Genomic DNA, 19,633 nt, shown 5'->3' on the forward strand with positions numbered 1-19,633 from the left:
CTAATCCCAGCCAAAACGGTGTTGCAGCCGGTCGATCCCTTCGACCGGACGATGACGCACGCCTGCTTTCCAAGGAGATTTTCATGAGCAATGATCCCTTCACCTTCGACATGTTTGGCTCGAGCGCACTTTCGTCAGGCCTCGGTCTGGGCGTGACCGCCTTTGGCGGGTTCTCGCCCGCTGCCGCCGCAAACGACGACGATCCTGATCCTGTACCGCCTGCACCGGCTCCCGCTCTGCCGGCCAGCGCCACCCCTGCTCGGCGCGCAGGACTTCGCGCAAATTTCTATCTCGACGGCGACCGCGAGCTTGGCGCATCCTGGAAGGATCGCGCCCGCGCCAATGTCGCGGCCATCCTCGTCGCCGACGGTATTGCCAATCAGGACCGGCCGGCGACCCCAAAGGAACGGGCCCAGCTGATTCGCTTCACCGGCTTCGGCACCGGTGAACTGGCCAACGGGATGTTCCGCCGTCCGGGCGAGGTCGATTTCCGGAAGGGATGGGACGATCTCGGCTCCTCGCTTGAGAGCGCGGTCTCCGACGCAGACTATGCATCGCTCGCCCGCTGCACCCAATATGCGCATTTCACGCCCGAGTTCATCATCCGGGCGGTATGGGCCGGTGTTCAAAGGCTCGGCTGGCGCGGCGGCCGTGTGCTGGAACCGGGCATAGGCACTGGCCTATTTCCGGCCCTGATGCCGGAGCCCTATCGTGACGCCGCCTATGTCACCGGGATCGAACTCGATCCGGTCACGGCGCGTATCGTCGGCCTGCTGCAGCCGAAGGCCCGGATCATCAATGGAGACTTTGCCCGCACCGATCTGGCGCCGATCTACGATCTCGCCATCGGCAATCCACCCTTTTCCGATCGCACTGTCCGTTCGGACCGCGCCTATCGGTCGCTCGGCCTTCGCTTGCACGATTACTTCATCGCCCGGTCAATCAATCTCCTGAAGCCCGGCGCGCTGGCCGCCTTCGTGACCTCACACGGCACGCTGGATAAGGCCGATACGACGGCGCGGGAACATATCGCCAAATCCGCAGATCTGATCGCCGCGATCCGGCTACCCGAGGGAAGCTTTTGCCGCGATGCCGGCACGGATGTCGTCGTAGACATCCTTTTCTTCCGCAAGCGCAAGCCCGGCGAGCCGGAAGGTGACCAGCTGTGGCTCGATGTCGATGAGGTCAGGCCCGACACCGAGGACGAAGGTGCGATCCGCGTCAACAGGTGGTACGCCCGGCACCCCGACTTCGTACTCGGCGCTCATGCCCTGACCTCGGGACCGTTCGGCGAGACATACACATGCCGGCCCCGCGACGGCGAGGATCTTGAAACGGCACTTGCTGCTGCCATCGAGCTTCTGCCGGCCGATCTCTACAACGGCGAGCCAACGCCCGTCGATGTCGATCTCGAAGACGAACTCGCCGAGATCATCGATCTGAAGCCGAAGACCGGGCCGGTTCGCGAGGGCAGTTTCATTCTCGACCGCTCCAAGGGCCTGATGCAGATGCTCGACGGCGCGGCTGTGCCGGTCACAGTCCGAAAAGGCCGCTCCGGCGATGGGATCTCGGAAAAGCATGTGCGGATCATCAGCAAACTCATTCCGATCCGGGATGCCGTCCGCGAGGTGCTCAAGGCGCAGGGGACCGATCGGCCCTGGCGCGATCTCCAGGTGCGGCTGCGCATCGCCTGGTCGAGCTTCGTGCGCGATTTCGGGCCGATCAACCACACGACCGTCTCGATCCAGGAGGATGCCGAGACCGGCGAGGTGAAAGAGACCCAGCGCCAGCCCAACCTTGCACCGTTTCGCGACGACCCGGACTGCTGGCTGGTGGCGTCGATCGAGGACTACGATCTGGAGACCGACACGGCAAAGCCCGGTCCGATCTTTTCTGAACGCGTGATCGCGCCACCGGCGGCGCCAACCATCACGTCTCCGGCAGATGCGCTCGCCGTTGTGCTGAACGAATGTGGTCACGTGGATATCGACTATATCGCGGAGCTGCTGCACAGTGATCCCGCTGATGTGGTCGACGAGCTGGGCGAGGCTATCTTCCGCGACCCGGCAGATGGATCGTGGCAGACAGCCGACGGGTATCTTTCCGGTGCTGTCCGCACCAAGCTCGCGGCAGCGCAGGCGGCGGCCGAGCTTGATCCGACCTATGAGCGCAACGTTCGCGCCCTGACTGACGTCCAGCCGGCCGATCTTCGACCCTCAGACATCACCGCGCGTCTCGGCGCCCCATGGATCCCGGCCGCCGATGTCGTGGCCTTCGTCAAAGAGAAGATGGACGCCGATATCCGCATTCACCATATGCCGGAGCTCGGTTCCTGGACGGTGGAGGCCCGCCAGCTTGGCTACAGCGCCGCCGGCACATCCGAGTGGGGCACCAGCCGCCGCCATGCCGGCGACCTGCTTGCCGATGCGCTCAACAGCCGTGTCCCCCAGATCTTCGACGTGTTCAAGGATGTCGACGGCGAGCGTCGGGTCTTGAACGTCGTCGATACCGAGGCGGCGCGCGACAAGCTGCAGAGGATCAAGCAGTCCTTCCAGGATTGGGTCTGGACCGATCCCGATCGCACCGATCGGTTGGCACGCGATTACAACGACCGTTTCAACAATATCGCGCCGCGCAAATTCGACGGCTCCCATCTCAAACTTCCCGGCGCCTCTGGCGCCTTTGTTCTTTATGGGCACCAGAAACGCGGCATCTGGCGGATCATCGCCGATGGCTCCACTTATCTCGCCCATGCCGTCGGCGCCGGCAAGACGATGACCATGGCCGCCGCCATCATGGAACAGCGCCGGCTCGGCCTCATCGCCAAGGCGATGCTCGTCGTGCCCGGCCATTGCCTGGCGCAGGCGGCCCGCGAGTTTCTGGCGCTCTACCCGAACGCCCGCATTCTTGTCGCGGACGAGACCAACTTCACCAAGGATAAGCGTGCCCGGTTCCTGTCACGCGCGGCGACCGCGACTTGGGACGCGATCATCATCACGCACTCTGCGTTTCGCTTCATCGCTGTTCCCTCGGCCTTCGAACAGCAGATGATCCAGGACGAGCTGCAGCTTTACGAGGACTTGCTAATCAAGGTCGGCAGCGAGGACCGCGTCTCGCGCAAGCGCCTCGAGCGGCTGAAGGAGGGATTGCAGGAGCGGCTCGAGGGTCTTGCCACTCGCAAGGATGATCTTCTGACGATCTCGGAGATCGGTGTCGACCAGATTGTCGTCGATGAGGCGCAGGAATTTCGGAAGCTTTCCTTCGCCACCAATATGTCGTCGTTGAAGGGCATCGATCCCAACGGCTCGCAGCGTGCCTGGGATCTTTATGTCAAATCCCGCTATATCGAGACGCGCAACCCCGGCCGAGCACTGGTTCTTGCTTCCGGCACACCGATCACGAACACGCTCGGCGAGATGTTCTCCATCCAGCGCCTGCTCGGCCATGAGGCACTATCAGAGCGCGGGCTCCACGAGTTCGATGCCTGGGCGTCCTGCTTCGGTGACACGACGACCGAACTCGAAATCCAGCCGTCGGACAAATACAAGCCGGTCAGCCGCTTCGCCTCCTTCGTGAACGTGCCCGAACTGATCGCCATGTTCCGGTCCTTCGCCGATGTCGTGATGCCGGACGATCCCAGGCAATATGTGAAGGTGCCGAATCTTTCGACTGGACGCCGTCAGATCCTGACGGCCAAACCGACGGCGCTGTTCAAGAGCTACCAGCAGATGCTCGACGGCAGGATCAAGGTGATTGAGAAGCGCGAAGGTCCGGCCAAACCCGGCGACGACATCCTGCTCTCCGTTATCACCGATGGCCGCCATGCGGCGATCGACCTGCGCTTCGTCTTGCCGGTGGCCGAGAATGAGGCGGATAACAAGCTCAATCTGCTTGTCCGTAATGCGCATCGGATCTGGATGGAGACGGGTGACGCTATCTATCGCCGCCCTGATGGCAAGGAGTTTGATCTGCCGGGCGCGGCCCAGATGATCTTTTCCGATCTCGGCACGATCAATGTCGAGAAATCCCGCGGCTTTTCGGCCTATCGCTTCATTCGCGACGAGCTGATCCGGCTCGGCGTGCCGGCATCACAGATCGCCTTCATGCAGGATTACAAGAAGACCGAAGCCAAGCAGCGGCTATTCGGCGATGTTCGCGCCGGCAAGGTACGCCTCCTGATCGGTTCGTCGGAGACGATGGGCACCGGCGTTAACGCTCAGCTGAGGCTGAAGGCCCTCCACCATCTCGACGTGCCGTGGCTGCCATCGCAGATCGAGCAGCGCGAAGGCCGGATCGTGCGCCAGGGCAACCAGCACGATGAAGTCGATATCTTCGCCTATGCCACCGAGGGAAGTCTCGATGCCAGCATGTGGCAGAACAACGAGCGCAAGGCCAGGTTCATTGCCGCCGCGCTCTCCGGCGACACCTCGATCCGACGGCTCGAAGATGTCGGCGAAGGTGCTGCCAATCAGTTTGCGATGGCCAAGGCCATTGCGTCGGGCGATGAGAGGCTGATGCAGAAGGCTGGGCTGGAGGCCGATATCGCGCGGCTCGAACGGCTTCGCGCCGCCCACGAGGACGATCAATACGCCGTCCGTCGGCAGATGCGAGATGCGGAAAATGAGATCGCTGTCTCGACCCGGCGCATCGATGAGATCGGTCAGGACATCGCACGACTGCGGCCGACTACCGGCGACACCTTCACGATGACGGTGCTCGGGCAGAACCACAGCGAGCGCAAGGAGGCGGGTCGCGCGCTGATGAAGGAGATCCTGACGCTCCTCCAACTGCAGCAGGAGGGTGAGATGTATCTGGCCACGATCGGCGGCTTCGATCTCGTCTATGAGGGCGAGCGCTTCGGCAAGGGCGATGGCTATCGCTTCGAGACCCTTCTTCAGCGGACCGGCGCCGAATATGAGGTCGATCTCTCCATCACCGTCACGCCGCTCGGCGCGATCTCGCGTCTGGAGCATGCAGTTGACGGCTTCGACGAGGAGCAGCGCCAGTATCGCCGGCGGCTTGGTGAGGCAGAGCGCCGGCTGGCCTCTTATCAAACACGTACCGGCAGCCTGTTCCAGTTCGCCACGGAGCTGGATGCCAAGCGCAAACAGCTGCGTGAGGTCGAGGATGATCTGGCCGCGGACGTTATCGCAGAGGCAGATGAGGCGAGGACCGCGCCAGCCGCATAGCTGCACTGCACAATAAATGGATGCCTGGTGATCAAAAAAAGTTCATAACGCACTCAGCTGATGCACATGGCGACCTCCCAGTCGCGCAGCAGCTGTTCCCCTCTGGAGGTTCAAGATCTCCACACTTCATGGCCGCGGCTTTTGCCGGCGGCCATTTTTTTGGCCACTCGCCACCTCGAGTCAGACAGCAACGATAGCGGCCGCCATATTGTCAATCACCGTTTGAACTTCTGCGTATAGTTCCGCATTGAGTGTCCCGGCGTCGATTTCGACAACAAGCGCGAACCGTGCAACGTGGTTTTCCGGATCGGGGATGTTCTTCGCCTTCCACCACCCTGCAACGGGATGGACGGCGATGAGGTTGCGTCGTGCCAGGTCGGAAGCTGCACAGGTGAGCTGATCTATCTGCAGCGAACCGACATCACGGCGGTTTTGCCCGAACTGCCATCCGTCGTTTTCATCGACCGTGGGCTCATCAGACTGTTCTGCAACCTTACTGATGCGCTGAATGAAGGCTTTGACCTTCTCGTTCGGCCTGTTCAACTTGAAACGTAAATTATGCGAGGCATAGCGGTATTTCGAGCCGCGGGCGGGCTCCGAAGGGTTGGGTGACATAAATGTGCTGAGGCTGATGCGCAGCTTGACGTTCGCGGCACCAAGGCGGCGCAATTCCGCCACGGGCCACGGGAGTTCGAATAGCTTCAGCTCGTTATGAATATGCTCAGCATTCTTCGTGGCGCTCTTCTTGTAAGGCTGGATCGTATCCTCGACGATAAGCGTAAGGGCGTTTGACGCACTGCGCCTTGCCCTCTCCATGTCGGGCACGCCGTAACCATAGCGTCGGAACAGAATGCCAAGGTCAGTCTTCGACGGTTGCTGCGGGACATGGCTGAGCATCTGGTTAGTCCATCGGGCCGAGGACACGAAAATAGCACGAATAGTCTCCGGCCAGAGATCCGGGTAGTCCGCCCACAGGCGGGTGATGTCACGCGACGCAAGCGCTGTTGCTGCACTCGTCTCCCCGCATGTGGTGAAAGCGCGCTGAGGGTATTGATGATCCGTCGTCAGCGGAGCAAGTGCCGGATGCTTCATCGGCGGCGGAGCGCCATGGATAAACCAGTTGCCACCTTCGTAGACGATTTCAGGCTTGAGAGGCCAGTAGGACTGCCAGCTCGCCGTGCGCGAAGACGGCGACAGGTCGCCCAACGGGGCCACGCATGATCCCGGCTCGCCCGGCGGGAGGGTTACCTTTTCCGTATAGGCACCCACACTGATCGCATTCCATGCCTGCGCCGGCGATTCCAGTTCGTTATTTGGATCATCGGAAACGGTGAGATAGCTGGTGCCATTGAAGGCATTCTGATCACTGTTACCCGCAGACACCAGGATGAGGCGCTGACGGGTCTGTAGTCCCGATGCGCCTGACGCGAGTTGATCGATTTCGCTCGACCAGGAGGTTGGCGCCCCGTCGTGCGGTGTGTCGTCTTCAGTCGTGCTTGCCAGGCAGAATGTTCGCCGCCGCTCGGCGGATACCTCGACGGCGTCAATGCCGCGGCGCGTTACGGTTCCCAGGAGATGATGAGGATTGTGCCCTGCGTCTGGCATGATTTTGGAAGATTCCAGCCGATGCATGACGTTGATCGACAGGGTCGTCTGCAGCGCAGCGCTGAGGTCTCCGAAGAGCGCAAGACCTGCGAGCTGGGTGCCATGTCCGACGGTATCATTCACGTCCCACGCCGGTTCCGCCGCATGCCTGTCGGCCGCGGCCAGAGCCGGTTGGATCAGCGGATGTGCCCGGCTGACACCACGATCGAGAAGGGTGATGAAGTTCGGATCCGGGTTGGCCGTGAATGTGGTGCGCCCGACCAGGTCATCGACCCACTGATGCTGCTCATCGATCGGCATCGCATCAAAATCGTCAGCCGTGCGCGTCGGCGTCGCGAGCGCGCGCACTTGGCCGATATTTCTCACGGCGGCTGCGAGCTCGATTGCCGTTGCGACCGCAATCACCACGACATCCTCGGGAAACTCAAGCCTATCAGTCCCGACCGAAACGCCGTATTCCAAAGCGCCCGCGATAAAACCGGCCGAGCCCGCCCTATCGAGCCAGACTTCCCATGCAACTTTTCCAGAATCTGTCGGAAACCTGCTGATCGGGCTACGCCACAAGGCTCGAAGCCCAGCCTCTGAGATCGCTCCGATGCTCTGCACCAAGTCAGCGTTCTTTGGCGGTTTGAAGCTTCCGTCTTCGTTGACGGGAAGTTCGCCACCAAAATCCTCGATCTTCTTGCGAAGCTTCTGCAGTCCCATTTCGGACGCAAACACGGTTGCTTCCGAGGGCCCTCCGGGCAGCTTTTCCACCTTGAGAAGTGTTAGCCCGCTAGCATTTAGGCTTTTGGTGACCATAACTTCGTGTGGTCGACCTTCTATCGAAAGGTAGACACCAGGAAGATTGTTCTCGGTGATATGGGGGAGATGATCGAGGGCCGAAAGGAGCGCCTGCGCGTGCGCTTCTCGATGATTGACGTCACTTGGGTGCTTTGACGATCCGCTGGTTTTTGCCACGAACGGGCGAGCTTTTCCGATTCCGCTCAGCGTGAAGTGGCGCCGATCTCGAGCCATGCTTGTCTGTTCCTATGCCTTGCAGCGAACGTCTACGCTCCAGCGATGCCAAAACGGCCGACGTCTCGATCGCGCCTGCATCGCGGATGACTGCGCGCCGCGCTGCATCCTCGGCCGCCGCGATCACGTCTGCGGTCGACAGTCCATCGGCGTGACCGGCGATTTGGTCCCAATTTATATTGTCGACTTCAAAGCCGTGCAGGCGCCGTCGCATCGCCTTTTCGATCGCGTCCTCGTTAGGAAGACCATACGAGAGCACGAGGTCGAAACGACGCAAAACGGCGCGATCCAGCAACTCTGGGAGGTTGGTTGTCGCGATAATGATCGACGGTCCGGTGTCTTCATCAAGGAATTGCAGAAACGAGTTCAGAACGCGCCTTGCCTCGCCAATGTCATTCTCGTTACCGCGGCTTGATGCGAGCGCGTCGATCTCATCGAACAGGTAAACGCCGCGTGTCGTCTTGATGGCGTCGAAGACCATGCGGAGCTTCTGGGCGGTCTCGCCCATAAACTTCGTGATCAGCCCATGAAGAAGAACCGTGAACAGTGGGTAACGGAGTTCTGCAGAGAGTGCTGCTGCTGTAAGCGTTTTGCCCGTCCCGGGTGGACCGGCAAGCAATACTCGCCGTCTCGGGCGCAGCCCACGCTCTTCGAGCTTTTCCGCATGATGGATCTCTGCGATAAGGTGCTCAAGCTCGTCTTCGATTACCGGCGGCACGATGACGTCCGCCATACGAGCCGTCGGATAACTCGCACCCAGAAAACCGGATAGCTCGCCTCGCGGGGCAGCGAGTGGCGTCAAATTCGGGCGCTTCTGCTCAGGTGCACTTGCGCCGGCCTCAGCCCATTGGCGAAGCTGCTCTGCTAGGCGGCCATGACCTTTCTGGGATTCGGCGGCAGCCAGCTGCATCGCAAGGTCGTAGAAACGATCCTTGTCGCCTTCAGCATGACTCTTCACGAGCCCGATGATCTGTTGTGCCGATGCCATGGTCTAACTCTACGGTAGTTGCCAGGATTGGGAAGCCCGACACAAATATATAGGAACATTCTGAACAGTTTTACCTATCGTATGCACTGCAACTCGCCCCAACCTTTCGTTTGGAGGTTGTGCGCGGATACACTCCCTCTGCGCAGCATTGTTCGCAGGCCCATAGCAGGCGAGCATTTCTAACGCCACCCGATTGCGGGAGACGTAAATAAGAAGGGGCTGAAAAGAGGAAAAGGAGGAAACCCGATCGCCGATCGGTCCTCCTGCCGCCGCTGTCGCTCAACCGCGGCCTGCGCGATCCCGGCCGCTTATCCTTCGCTGGGCATATGCCCCGCTTGTCCGGCGCAGCAGGGATGCTCGGCCGCAGTTGCGGCAGTCGGGCCGCTCGGCGGTCCGGGGGGTGTCTTCGAAAAAAAGAAGACAGGAAGGGCTGGCAAGGCGCCGGTCCGAACCCGAAAGGACAGATCCCATGCAGATCATGAAGGTTGACCCACGCGCCCTGAAGGAAAACCCCGACCGGATGCGCCAGTCGAAGTCGTCGCCGCAGGCCGACGCGCTGATGCTAGCAACGATCAAGGCCGTCGGTATCGTTCAGCCGCCGGTCGTCGCGCCGGAAACCGATGGTGGCAATGGCTATATCATCGATGCCGGCCATCGCCGCGTCCGGCTTGCGATTGCCGCCGGCCTCGACGAAATCGAAATTCTGGTGGCTGATGCCGCCAACGACAACGGCGCAATGCGTTCGATGGTCGAAAACTCTGTTCGCGAGCCGCTCAACCCCGTAGACCAGTGGCGGGGTATCGAGCGGCTCGTTGCCCTTGGCTGGACCGAGGAAGCAATCGCCGTCGCTCTCGCTCTTCCCGTCCGCCAGATCCGCAAGCTCCGGCTTCTCGCCAATGTCCTGCCGGCCATGCTCGAGCAGATGGCGCTCGGCGACATGCCGTCCGAGCAGCAGCTGCGTATCATCGCGGCCGCCGGCCAGGCCGATCAGAAGGAAGTCTGGAAGGCGCACAAGCCGAAGAAGGGCGACACGGCGCCCTGGTGGCAAATCGCAAATGCACTGACCAAGAAGCGCATGTATGCCAGGGAGGCGAGCTTTGGCGACGATCTCGCTCAGGCCTATGGCATCGAATGGGTCGAAGATCTCTTCGCACCGGCCGACCAGGACGGGCGCTATACGACGAATGTCGAAGGCTTCGTCGGCGCTCAGCACGAATGGATGACCAGCAACCTGCCGAAGCGCGGCGGGATCGTCGAGGTCAACAGCTGGGGTCAGCCCGAATTGCCGAAGAAGGCCAGCCAGGTCTACGGCAAGCCGTCGAAGTCCGACCACACGGCAATCTATCTCGACCGCGACGGCAAGGTCCAGACGGTGCATTACCGCATGCCCGAGGCGACGAAGCCGAAGGGAGCCGGTGGTAACGAACCGATCACCGGCGGCGATGACGCTGATGCAATTGCGGCGCCGAAGGCCCGGCCGGATGTGACCCAGAAGGGTCATGACATGATCGGTGATTTCCGCACCGATGCCCTGCACGATGCACTGGGTCGCGCACAGATCGAAGACGACATGCTGATGGCTTTGATGGTGCTGGCCTTTGCCGGAAAGAATGTCCGCGTCGACTCCGGTGCGGACGGGACTTTCTACGGCGGGAAGCGCTTCTCGCGCCATGCTGTGGGTCTGTTCGACGAACATGGAAGGCTCGCTTTCGATCAGGATCAGCTTCGGGTCGCCGTCCGTTCCGTGCTGATCGATGTTCTCTCGTGCCGCCGTGGCATGTCGAACAGCGGCATGATCGCGGGCATCGCCGGCGATGCCATCGGCGCCGACGAATTCCTTCCGAACATGGGCTCGGAGGATTTTCTCTTGTGCCTGTCGCGCCAGGCGCTGGAAGCGTCCTGCGCCGAGGCATCGGTCCAGCTGCGCCAGAAGGTGCGGGAAACCCGCGCAGCACTCGTCGAGCATTTTGCAAACGAGCATTTCGTCCATTCCGCCGGCCGCTTCGCGCCGCCGGCCGACGAATTGCTTGAATGGATCCGGGCAGGTGCTGCTGCGGATGTGATCGGCGCTGGCTCGCGGAGCAACGACGGAGATGCCGACGAGGCCGTTGAAGAACAGGCAGGGCAGGTCGAAGAGGAGGCGGATCAGGGCGACCCGCATGAAACTGACGGTGCAGCTGACGAAGAACACGACCAGGATTTCGATCAGAGGGCAGCAGCATGACCGCGGCCTTCCAGTCGAACATGGCAGCACCCACCCCCGATCTCTCGGGGGTGGAGTTTGCCACCAGCGCGGACGGATTGCCGGTTGCCCGCATAGATGATCTGGTCCTGGGCATGGTGACCTCGCCGAGTGGATTTGCTTATCTCGCGAGCACGGTCTTCGTTCGCCGGCCGTTGGCAGAGCTCACGCGTGCCGACTTCATCGGGCATGATGGCCGGGTGGCCGGCGAGGCCGAATTCCGCGCGCGTGTTGCCGAGACGGCCAGTCACAAACGCGATCTGGCGAAACTGAAGCGCGTGCAGACCCGCATGTCGGCGAGCACGCCCTGGGGAAGCTCGCAGATGGCGGTCATCTATGCCGAGGGCGTCGTCGCCCATAGCACGGCCGGCCACGGAGGCTTCCATCTATCGGCCGACCGCAATGCCAAAATCCATCCGCCGCTGCGGAAGGGCACCCCATGGTACGAGGAAGATTGCGAATGGGCGATCGTGGCGCTCACATTTCCGGATCTGTTCACTGCCTACGAGCGATCTCTGGCCGACAAGACCTTTCGAAACACCTGGCCGGATGAGTGGGAGGCAATTCAAGGTGCCAAGCTGGCCGAGGGCGAGAGCTGGACGAAGGATCGCCGTGCGTTCGATGAAAGTCATGCTGCGGACTATATCGTCATGTCGGCAATCTTCTCCGATCAGCACCCCGGCATGACCGAGGTTGTGGCGGTTCTCGGCGGTAAACGGCAACCAGACCACGATGAGCGCCGCTTCCTTGTGCCGAGCGACGAATATGCCGGGCGCGGCCGCTTCGGCTTCGTTATCGATCCAGACCGTCATGCAGAATATCATGGGCCGTCCTCCTTCATCGGCTGGCGAGGACGGGGGATGGGTCATGATCGATGTTCGCGTTCCGAAACCGCTGGCGAAGGCAATCGGCGCACGGCGTGAGACGCAGCGGCATCTCGATTGTCTGACCCGCCAGATAGCAGCGCGCGCCGGACGGCAGGCGATCACGGTGAAGGTCCGGAGCCGGGCGCGCCGTCGGTCCGGTCCCCGACTCTACCATCAGGAGCTTGCCGACCGCCTGGCCTTCGAACGGTGGCGCGAACTCGACACGCTCGCATCAAGGCTGGCGGTGCAAGAGCAGATCATCGACGCGCTCGAGCATTGCGGTGATGCACCTGTTTCGCCAGTGGCGAGATAGGCAGACCTCTAGCGGGCTTTGCATTCGGCGGAAGCTGTTCATCTTGCGGCCACGTCATCTCCCAGGATGGCTCGCTCGGCCATGTCGTCCCCCGTTAGCATGCATCTGACATCTGATCCGTGCCGGACTGCCCTTCTTTTCGTTGCGGTCTGAACCGGCGGCCGGTCGTTTCAAGGCCGCTGGCGCGCCGCGGAGCGGCCGACCCAACCTCACTGCGCGAGGGCAGGCCCGCGGTCCCAAGCAGGTCAAAACCTGCTGGCCCGCAACCCTGCCCTGCTGGCTTAGTCGGATCGGACCTGTGAAGCCGCCCGTCCTTTGCCGATTCTGGTCGTCCGCATCGAAGGGCAGACCGGCACGGGCCGGAACCGCTTCGGCAGAAACGGAAGGAACAGACATGGCCAAGCCCGCCAACCCCAATCGCTCCACCGCCAGATCGGCGCAGTCGCGCCGCGGCACCACACTCGAAATGGTCCGCCTCTCCTGCCCGGACGCCGTCCAGGCACTTAAGATCGCCGAAAGCTTCGGCACCGCGGTCGTCGACAGCGATGGCATCCGCAGCCTGCATGAGCGGCTGATCGTCGAGACCGCCGACAGCCTCTCTGAAGGGCTAGGCGAAAAGGCCATGCAGATCCATCTGCAAAGGATCGTCGGAGCCTTCGTCGGATCGGCTCACGGCGCCGGACGGTTCTACTCGCGGGCCGTCAGCGAGGCGCGCGACGCAACGGCCAAGGCATCGAATGATGCCCGCGACGAGGATCTCGACGGGCCGGTCGGCTACGATAGCGCCGCCCAGCGCAAGCGGGAATTTGCGGCCGACATGGGTGTCCAGTCCCACGCGCTGCGCATGGCAGCCGAGGGCGCCGTGGCAGCCTACGAACAGGTTGTCGGCGAGACCTGGAAGCCGTTCGACCGTCCGGTCGAGAACCCGGGCGCCTCGCTCGACCGCAAGGCAGCGGAGGCTCAGCTGGCTGCCTTCGGCTGATCGGGTCCGCGGGGCGACAGCCCCGCATCCCATTTTTCAACTTCGAGGCTTGTATCCCGAGCCAGAGCACCGGAGAAATACGATATGCTTTTTTCCATCCAGCTCGTTTGCGTCGCGCTCTCGCTGATCTTCGCCGCCACCATGTCGGTCGATCATTTCCGGGCGCGCGCTTTCCTGAAATATCGCGATGGCATCGTCGCTATGCGATGTTCAGCTTCGTTGTCCTCACCTTTGTGATGTGTTTGCTGATCGCGATCACACGGCCCTAATAATTCCGACTCCTAGCTTTCATACGCACAGACTTAAAAGGCTGACACCATCAGGTGTCGGCCCTTTGTCGGTTCACCTCTGATGGAAAGAAAGGCAGGGCGCGCCGCTCGCGGCCTGTCCCGTTCAGCGGCCCTGCCGGAGCCGGGATGTCGATGCAACGGCTTTGCCGTCCTCCACGCTGTTGCGGCCGTTCCGGTGCATCACCATCCGATCGGCCCCGGCTTTTGGCCTCCGTGACGGACCGCGAATGGCGCGGTCCTGGAAACGGAGAAAAGATATGGGAAAGAAACCGGAAGCGGATCGTACCGACATCTACACGAAGATCACGGATCGTATTGTCGAGGATCTCGAACGCGGCGTGCGTCCCTGGCTGAAGCCATGGAGCGCTGCCAATACGAATGGCCGGATCTCGCGGCCCTTGCGGCACAACGGACTGCCCTATTCTGGCATGAATGTGCTGCTCCTCTGGTCTGAGCAAATGTCGCGCGGCTTCGCCTTGCCGATGTGGATGACATTTCGACAGGCGCTCAAGCTGGGCGCGGCCGTACGCAAGGGCGAAACCGGCTCGACCGTGGTCTTCGCCAGCCGTTTCACCAAGTCCGATGCGGACGGGAATGGCGGCGAGATCGATCGAGAAATTCCGTTCCTGAAAGCGTACTCTGTATTCAATGTCGAGCAAATCGACGGATTGCCCGACAGCTACCATGCACCGGTGACCGAGGTGATCGATCCGGTCGAGCGGATCGAAAATGCCGACCGCTTCTTTGAGAATACCGGTGCCACGATCCGGCACGGCGGAAATCAGGCATACTATTCGCCCGTCACCGACCACATCCAGATGCCGCCATTCGAGGCGTTCCGTGATGCAGCCGGCTACGCGGCTGTCCTCGCGCATGAGTCCACCCATTGGACGGCTTCCAAGGATCGCGTCGGGCGAGATCTCTCCCGCTATGCCAAGGACCGGACGGACCGCGCGCGCGAAGAGCTTATCGCCGAGCTCGGCAGTTGCTTCCTCTGCGCCGATCTCGGCATCGCCCCTGAGCTGGAGCCGAGGCCGGATCACGCGTCCTATTTGCAGTCGTGGTTATCGGTGCTTTCCAACGATCGGCGGGCGATCTTCCAGGCGGCCGCGCATGCGCAGCGGGCGGTGACGTTTCTGCATTCCCTTCAGCCGGCGGCGGATGAACTGAAGCATGCGGCATAAGCCGGCATTCGCATGTTCGATCAGGTGCGGTCGTCACCATCGGCGGCGGCCCGCCGATCCGTGTCTTCCTGGTCCTTGAGACCTTGCGAGATGTCAGCGCCCAACCTTCCCCATATCGACGGCTTTTCGGGATCTGGCCTGGGCTTGCGGGATGGTTTTCGTTCAACGACGAACGGTTTGGTCGGTTGGCGCATGCGGGTTCTGGATCCTCCTGGGCGACGAATCGCACACGACGATACCGCACAGAGTATCGGTGGCAATGCCCCTCTCCAGGGATATTGATAGGGGCATTCCGAGGCGGACATGTCTGTGCATGGTTCAGTTTGGGGCTGGTGAAATGCGGGTTCCATGGCGCCAATCCGACGCCAGCCATTGTGGTGTTCCTTCAATCTTGTCCTGGGGCTCCATCTGCGGGCTCGATGGGGCATGTCTGACCGGAAACCGGCTGCGCCTCGATCGTCCTCCCGCAACGGCAGGTCTCGGATTTCTCACCCCGGCCGTCGAGCCGCCCTCCTCTCCCTCCAAGAAATCCGACCCCTGCCGCCTTCCACTGCGTTTCAGCCCTTTGGGTGCGGTCCGATCGTTCCCGGATCTTGTCGACAGCCATCGAGGTCGCACTGGAGCGGCCCGAAACAGCGAAAGGAACGCAAAAATGGCTACCATCGGCACCTTCACCTGCGAAAAGAACGGCTTCACCGGCTCGATCCGCACCCTCGCCCTCAACGTCAAGGCTCGCATCACCCGCGTCGAAAATCCTTCGGAAAAAGGCCCGCAGTTCCGCGTCTACGCGGGAACGGTCGAACTCGGCGCCGCCTGGCAGAAGACTTCTGAGCAAGGCCGCGACTACCTCTCGGTCAAGCTCGACGATCCGAGCTTCCCGGCCCCGATCTACGCGACGCTCGCAGAGGTCGAAGGAGAGGATGGCCTTCAGCTCATCTGGTCCCGCCCGAACCGAGACTGATGTGGATCACGAGGCTCCGCCACCGGCGGGGCCTCATCCTCATTGAAGAAGACGTCGCGCTTATCGCGCGTCGAACCTGGCAAGCATCTTGCGCAATTGCGCATTCTGCTCCGTGAGCTTTTTTGCGAGTTGGCGTCGCAACTCAGCGACATCCGCATCGAGTTCAGCCATCTCGTCCAGGATCGATTTGGGGCCGGCTGCCAGCGCACGCCCAGCCTCATCGGCTTGGTTTTTAAAGTCCGCCGGTTCTGTGACCGGCGCAATCTTCTTGGCGCGCGTCGGCGCTGGCTCGCCCTCTACCTCGACAGGCTTGATCGGGGCATGGATCGGCTCGACAGGTGCGGGCGCTGCCGCGGTCACCACCACTTCGTTTGAAGCCTTGGGAACCTCTTCTGAAATTGCAGGTGTTGCCTCAGGGGGCTCGGACACAGGTTCCGGATCGGACGGTGGTTCGGGCGCAACGTCTCCTGCCGGCGCCGCGGGCGGCTCAACAGATTGCACGGTGTCAGGCGCCTCGGTCGCAGGATGTGCCTCTTCAACGTCCGGCTTGTACTCGAGAGCGATTGTCTTGATCGCGACGGCGGTGGACTCGTCGTTGCTTTCTGTCTTCGGCTTACGCGACACCAGGTCAGCCACAAATCTCCATGGTGTTCTCATCGCGCCAAACCTTTCAAGCATTGTGGCGGATCATTGCCACAGACATTTCAATATCGAACGCATAATCAGCGGCGCCTCGCCTGTAGTGTGAGGCGCCGCCGGAAGGCGGGTATCAGGACTTGCCGAGACGTTTGCGCAGATCGGCATTTTCGGATCGCAGCTTTTCGGAAAGCTCCTTGCGAAGCTGCTTGTTCTCTTCCTCCAGCTTGATCAGGTCGGCGATATCGTCAATCGCTTCGATCAAAGCGGCAGGGGGCGTCGCTGCAGTTTTGGCGCGCGGCGCGCGGGTGGCGGTCTTCTTCCGTTCGGCGGCAGCCTTTTCAGCCCTGACCGGAACGGTCTTGGAGCCGCGTTTCGCACGCGTCTTCTTGGCAGGCTTTTCGGCAGATGCAGCCGTAGTGTCGACCGGGCTGGCTTCAGCAGCGACAGGCTTCGGCGCACGTGGCTTGCGGGTCTTCTTCTCAACGGGGGCTGTGGCCGGTGCTACGGGCGTTGCAGCTGTCTCAATCGTGGTTTCGTCGGCCATCAGTGTTCTCCTCTGTCAGGCGGACAAGCATTTGTTTCTCGGTAACTTAAAGTCAATGCAGCAAGCCCCAATTTCGGATCTAATCGGCGTCTGAAACATCGCCATGTCCGAATTCCTTTCATTGCGCAACGAAGGGTCGGTCCAAGGCGAGCTTGATGGGGTATGTCTGACCGGAAACGGGTTTCGCCTTGCTCGTCCCTCCGAGGTTAGCCGCCACCACTGAGATGACAGGAGCCGTCAGATCCAGACCGAACTTGAGGCGGCAGAGCCGCAACACGCGGCCGGAAAGTCTGAATTCGAGACGATGCTCAACTCAGAGCCGCCACGTTGAGGGTGGCATCTCGATCCACAGTCTAGCTTCGATCGAGCACCGACGATATATCTCTTATTGCATAGCGTTCACTCATGAAGTTAGGGCTCCGCAATGGTGGCAGATGACGAGCGATTTATCTCATTCGCGGAATTTAAGCGTGGCCTATCTGAAGCACGTCGACCTTGGACCGCAGAGAGGATGGCGTACCAAAGATTCACCATGCTCTACTTGGTGCCAACATTCTTTTTGATCGCAACTCTCATCGTCATCGTTGGTGGCATCGCGAAGTGGCCTGGCCTCGACAGCCTGGGCAAAATAATTGCTGCCGCGACCCTGACTTATCTGGCAGGCATTATCGCCTTTGTCCTTGCCCGCATCGATCGGGGACACGGATTTGGCGTCTTGCTCGGTCGGATCATATGGCCTTTGCCTATCTTCTCAGATGTGAAGAAGAGACTCAGGACCCAGGCCGAATTCAGGATGAACGCCGACCCGAGAGAACTTTATGAGCATGAACGTGCCCGCTACGAGCGTTTTGCAAAAAGGATGGGCGCAAAACGACATTGAATTTTCAGTGGGGATTGGTTGGCTACGCATTCGCATAGCACGGTCTGAAATGACCAAATTGAAACACTAGTTGCCATTCGTTAAAGTGATCCTAGTCGCACTAACGTTGGGTGCGCAAAACTGTCCCATAACCCTTGCCACGTTTCTGACGAAGCAGATCGAGGAAGAGGATCACTGCATCCTTCTCTCGTTCGAAATGATGGGTCATCATCTGTCCCTTCGTCCCAATCCTTCCCCAGCGGCGCGTCAGGCACGCTTCACCAAATAGGTTCGGCTCGATGGACATCGCATAGAAACGGGCCATATTCCGGCTGGCGTCGGTTCGCTCGATATAGAGTTGGTAGCGCTGGCTGATCATGGCGACAGAATCGCGCGCCAGGTTTCTCCCGTCCAATGACTGTTTTGAATCGGTGGCAGGTCAGCGATTCATTTTCGTGAATAATCCTTCGAAGGCGTTCGGATGGTCATTCGTCGGCGTACCGCTCTTGCCGAGACTTGCCTCCTCCTCGGCTAAGAACAGTGCCCGGCCCTTCGTCGCGCCATCGCGATCATAGATTGCGTTGAATTCGAGCCCGCGATGCCGCGGGGCAAGCGGGGATGCGTCTCCAACGTCTTCGGGTCGGTCTTGCCGACGGCTATGTCGTTGTTCGAAAAGCTTGAGATTGACACACTGTATCCGCTTACACTCCGATCGCTGCACCAACGCCATCCCAAAGCCTAGCAGGGTCCATGTCGTGTCATCGGCGTTAAAATACTGCGCCATCAATTGAGGAACAACGCCTTTGGCTATGGCTTCTACGGATCGACTACGAAGCTGAGCTTGGAGAAGAGTTCCGGATGCTGGTGGCGGGTTCTGAGCAACTGGCTATCGAAAACCTGGCGGGCGCCCTGCTGGATCAAGTCGGTCAGGGCGCCGAGTTCGTATTGTCTCGTGGCCAGTGTGATCCTGCGCGAAATGGCAGACTTCTCAATGGGCCTGATATTGACCTGATGGCGTTCAGGCGTTTCTCGCAAAAGCAGCAAGGATGGCACCAGAGCCCATCCAAATCCATGAGCCACCGTCATCAATACGGAATCAAGAATGTCGAATGTGGCTGTCGGCGTCGCGTCTATCTTGAGGCGGGACAGATAGGCAGCAACCAGCCGGCCGAAACCGGAATCGCGGTTTGCGCCCACCATCGGCACGCCCGCGGCCAGCTCACCGAGCGACAAATGGCTGAGTAGCGGCGGCGTGATTAGAACGACGGATTCTGTTAGCAGGTTGAACTTCGTCGCACCATCACGCCGCTCGTCATCGTCAAGCACGATGAGTGCCGAGAGTTCCCTGGCATAAAAACGTTCCCACAGTTCGGCATTGCTGCCGCTGGCAACCGTCCAGGAGCGCGAGTTTGCGGCAAGTTGCTCGATGAGATTTGTGGCAAACCACGTACCCAAAGTTTCGATAACGCCGATGCTGAGATGGGCATGCTTTACCCGGCCTTTGGTTCTCAATTCCTGATTTATACCTGTGGCGTCCTGCAGTAGCTGCTGCCCTCGGCTAAAAAGTTGTGTCCCTAGAACCGTTGTCTTGAGGGGGCGAAACGAGCGGTCGAACAGCGTGACGCCCATCCGCTTTTCCATGCGACGGATCAGATGTGAAACGGCAGATTCCGTCAAGCCCAGCCGTCGCGCGGCCTCCGTCATACTGCCGGTCTCGCAGACTGCTATGAAAGCATCCAGATCGGCCAAGTCAAAGTCGCGTGTCGTCTGCATTGAAATCGCATTCCAAAAAATAGGCAATTGCGGCCTGACTATGCAGCTACAATGAATTTTTTTCAAGGTTGACGGTTAGTTTGACCATCAAGCCAAGCCGGAGCTCCACGCCCCCGTGCACCGATCCGCCTCAAACACTCACGTTTTCATAGGCTTACTTTGAAGCGCCGTGGATGCTCAC

At 60.7% G+C, this 19,633-nt stretch carries 15 protein-coding genes; 9 read left to right on the forward strand and 6 right to left on the reverse strand.

Going from position 1 to position 19,633, the window contains the following annotated elements; translation table 11 throughout:
• Positions 1–83 precede the first annotated feature (83 nt).
• Entirely contained in the window at positions 84–5,189 is a 5,106-nt protein-coding gene (locus NCHU2750_RS27655; protein WP_119945004.1) for a helicase-like domain-containing protein, read from the forward strand.
• Positions 5,190–5,369: 180 nt separating this feature from the next.
• Here NCHU2750_RS27655 and NCHU2750_RS27660 read toward each other — a convergent pair whose 3' ends face one another.
• Together NCHU2750_RS27660 and NCHU2750_RS27665 are read right to left on the reverse strand one after the other, a co-directional pair.
• A complete protein-coding gene (locus NCHU2750_RS27660; RefSeq protein WP_245480531.1) occupies positions 5,370–7,811 on the reverse strand; it encodes a S8 family peptidase in 2,442 nt (813 codons plus the stop codon).
• On the reverse strand, positions 7,717–8,799 hold the full coding sequence (locus NCHU2750_RS27665) for an AAA family ATPase (protein WP_119945006.1): 1,083 nt from the start codon (positions 8,797–8,799) through the stop codon (positions 7,717–7,719). The genes NCHU2750_RS27660 and NCHU2750_RS27665 overlap by 95 nt, the downstream gene beginning before the upstream one ends.
• A gap of 469 nt (positions 8,800–9,268) precedes the next feature.
• On the opposite strand from NCHU2750_RS27665, the gene NCHU2750_RS27670 reads away from it, so the two are divergent.
• The 7 genes from NCHU2750_RS27670 to NCHU2750_RS27700 all read left to right on the forward strand — a co-directional run bounded on the left by NCHU2750_RS27670 (position 9,269) and on the right by NCHU2750_RS27700 (position 15,637).
• On the forward strand, positions 9,269–11,023 hold the full coding sequence (locus NCHU2750_RS27670; RefSeq protein WP_119945007.1) for a ParB/RepB/Spo0J family partition protein: 1,755 nt from the start codon (positions 9,269–9,271) through the stop codon (positions 11,021–11,023).
• Positions 11,020–11,964 (forward strand): DUF7007 domain-containing protein, encoded by a 945-nt coding sequence (locus tag NCHU2750_RS27675; protein WP_119945008.1) that lies wholly within the window; start codon positions 11,020–11,022, stop codon positions 11,962–11,964. The genes NCHU2750_RS27670 and NCHU2750_RS27675 overlap by 4 nt, the downstream gene beginning before the upstream one ends.
• The gene (locus NCHU2750_RS27680) at positions 11,909–12,220 is read left to right on the forward strand and encodes a hypothetical protein (protein WP_119945009.1); all 312 of its coding nucleotides are present in this window, start codon (positions 11,909–11,911) and stop codon (positions 12,218–12,220) included. Before NCHU2750_RS27675 ends, NCHU2750_RS27680 begins: the two co-directional genes overlap by 56 nt.
• 394 nt (positions 12,221–12,614) lie before the next feature.
• Complete coding sequence (locus NCHU2750_RS27685; RefSeq protein ID WP_119945010.1) at positions 12,615–13,202, forward strand: hypothetical protein; 588 nt, start codon at positions 12,615–12,617, stop codon at positions 13,200–13,202.
• An 84-nt stretch (positions 13,203–13,286) separates the two neighbouring features.
• Positions 13,287–13,439, forward strand: coding sequence for a hypothetical protein (locus NCHU2750_RS30730; protein WP_162939837.1), 153 nt, complete (start codon positions 13,287–13,289; stop codon positions 13,437–13,439).
• 310 nt (positions 13,440–13,749) lie between these two features.
• Positions 13,750–14,676: an ArdC family protein gene (locus tag NCHU2750_RS27690; protein WP_119945011.1), complete on the forward strand. Its 927-nt coding sequence runs from the start codon at positions 13,750–13,752 to the stop codon at positions 14,674–14,676.
• A gap of 652 nt (positions 14,677–15,328) precedes the next feature.
• Positions 15,329–15,637 carry a DUF736 domain-containing protein gene (locus NCHU2750_RS27700; RefSeq protein WP_119945013.1) on the forward strand — a complete coding sequence of 103 codons (309 nt, stop codon included), beginning with the start codon at positions 15,329–15,331 and terminating at the stop codon, positions 15,635–15,637.
• Between the two features lie 60 nt (positions 15,638–15,697).
• On the opposite strand, the gene NCHU2750_RS27705 is transcribed toward NCHU2750_RS27700, so the two are convergent.
• Positions 15,698–16,273: a hypothetical protein gene (locus tag NCHU2750_RS27705; protein WP_119945014.1), complete on the reverse strand. Its 576-nt coding sequence runs from the start codon at positions 16,271–16,273 to the stop codon at positions 15,698–15,700.
• Positions 16,274–16,406: 133 nt separating this feature from the next.
• The gene (locus NCHU2750_RS27710) at positions 16,407–16,820 is read right to left on the reverse strand and encodes a hypothetical protein (RefSeq protein WP_119945015.1); all 414 of its coding nucleotides are present in this window, start codon (positions 16,818–16,820) and stop codon (positions 16,407–16,409) included.
• A gap of 424 nt (positions 16,821–17,244) precedes the next feature.
• Here NCHU2750_RS27710 and NCHU2750_RS27715 point away from each other — a divergent pair, with 424 nt between their 5' ends.
• Positions 17,245–17,700 (forward strand): hypothetical protein, encoded by a 456-nt coding sequence (locus NCHU2750_RS27715; protein WP_119945016.1) that lies wholly within the window; start codon positions 17,245–17,247, stop codon positions 17,698–17,700.
• Between the two features lie 100 nt (positions 17,701–17,800).
• On the opposite strand, the gene NCHU2750_RS27720 is transcribed toward NCHU2750_RS27715, so the two are convergent.
• Complete coding sequence (locus NCHU2750_RS27720; RefSeq protein ID WP_119945017.1) at positions 17,801–18,058, reverse strand: WGR domain-containing protein; 258 nt, start codon at positions 18,056–18,058, stop codon at positions 17,801–17,803.
• Positions 18,059–18,495: 437 nt separating this feature from the next.
• A complete protein-coding gene (locus tag NCHU2750_RS27730; RefSeq protein ID WP_119943808.1) occupies positions 18,496–19,452 on the reverse strand; it encodes a LysR family transcriptional regulator in 957 nt (318 codons plus the stop codon).
• Positions 19,453–19,633 lie beyond the last annotated feature (181 nt).

The sequence above is a fragment of the Neorhizobium sp. NCHU2750 genome (assembly GCF_003597675.1).
Lineage (GTDB): Bacteria > Pseudomonadota > Alphaproteobacteria > Rhizobiales > Rhizobiaceae > Neorhizobium.

Bases quoted from the DNA above. Each gene is read 5' to 3' on its own strand.
- NCHU2750_RS27655 (WP_119945004.1), top strand. From the start codon at position 84: ATGAGCAATGATCCCTTCACCTTCGACATGTTTGGCTCGAGCGCACTT.
- NCHU2750_RS27660 (WP_245480531.1), bottom strand. From the start codon at position 7,811: ATGGCTCGAGATCGGCGCCACTTCACGCTGAGCGGAATCGGAAAAGCT.
- NCHU2750_RS27665 (WP_119945006.1), bottom strand. From the start codon at position 8,799: ATGGCATCGGCACAACAGATCATCGGGCTCGTGAAGAGTCATGCTGAA.
- NCHU2750_RS27670 (WP_119945007.1), top strand. From the start codon at position 9,269: ATGCAGATCATGAAGGTTGACCCACGCGCCCTGAAGGAAAACCCCGAC.
- NCHU2750_RS27675 (WP_119945008.1), top strand. From the start codon at position 11,020: ATGACCGCGGCCTTCCAGTCGAACATGGCAGCACCCACCCCCGATCTC.
- NCHU2750_RS27680 (WP_119945009.1), top strand. From the start codon at position 11,909: ATGATCGATGTTCGCGTTCCGAAACCGCTGGCGAAGGCAATCGGCGCA.
- NCHU2750_RS27685 (WP_119945010.1), top strand. From the start codon at position 12,615: ATGGCCAAGCCCGCCAACCCCAATCGCTCCACCGCCAGATCGGCGCAG.
- NCHU2750_RS30730 (WP_162939837.1), top strand. From the start codon at position 13,287: ATGCTTTTTTCCATCCAGCTCGTTTGCGTCGCGCTCTCGCTGATCTTC.
- NCHU2750_RS27690 (WP_119945011.1), top strand. From the start codon at position 13,750: ATGGGAAAGAAACCGGAAGCGGATCGTACCGACATCTACACGAAGATC.
- NCHU2750_RS27700 (WP_119945013.1), top strand. From the start codon at position 15,329: ATGGCTACCATCGGCACCTTCACCTGCGAAAAGAACGGCTTCACCGGC.
- NCHU2750_RS27710 (WP_119945015.1), bottom strand. From the start codon at position 16,820: ATGGCCGACGAAACCACGATTGAGACAGCTGCAACGCCCGTAGCACCG.
- NCHU2750_RS27715 (WP_119945016.1), top strand. From the start codon at position 17,245: ATGGTGGCAGATGACGAGCGATTTATCTCATTCGCGGAATTTAAGCGT.
- NCHU2750_RS27720 (WP_119945017.1), bottom strand. From the start codon at position 18,058: ATGATCAGCCAGCGCTACCAACTCTATATCGAGCGAACCGACGCCAGC.
- NCHU2750_RS27730 (WP_119943808.1), bottom strand. From the start codon at position 19,452: ATGCAGACGACACGCGACTTTGACTTGGCCGATCTGGATGCTTTCATA.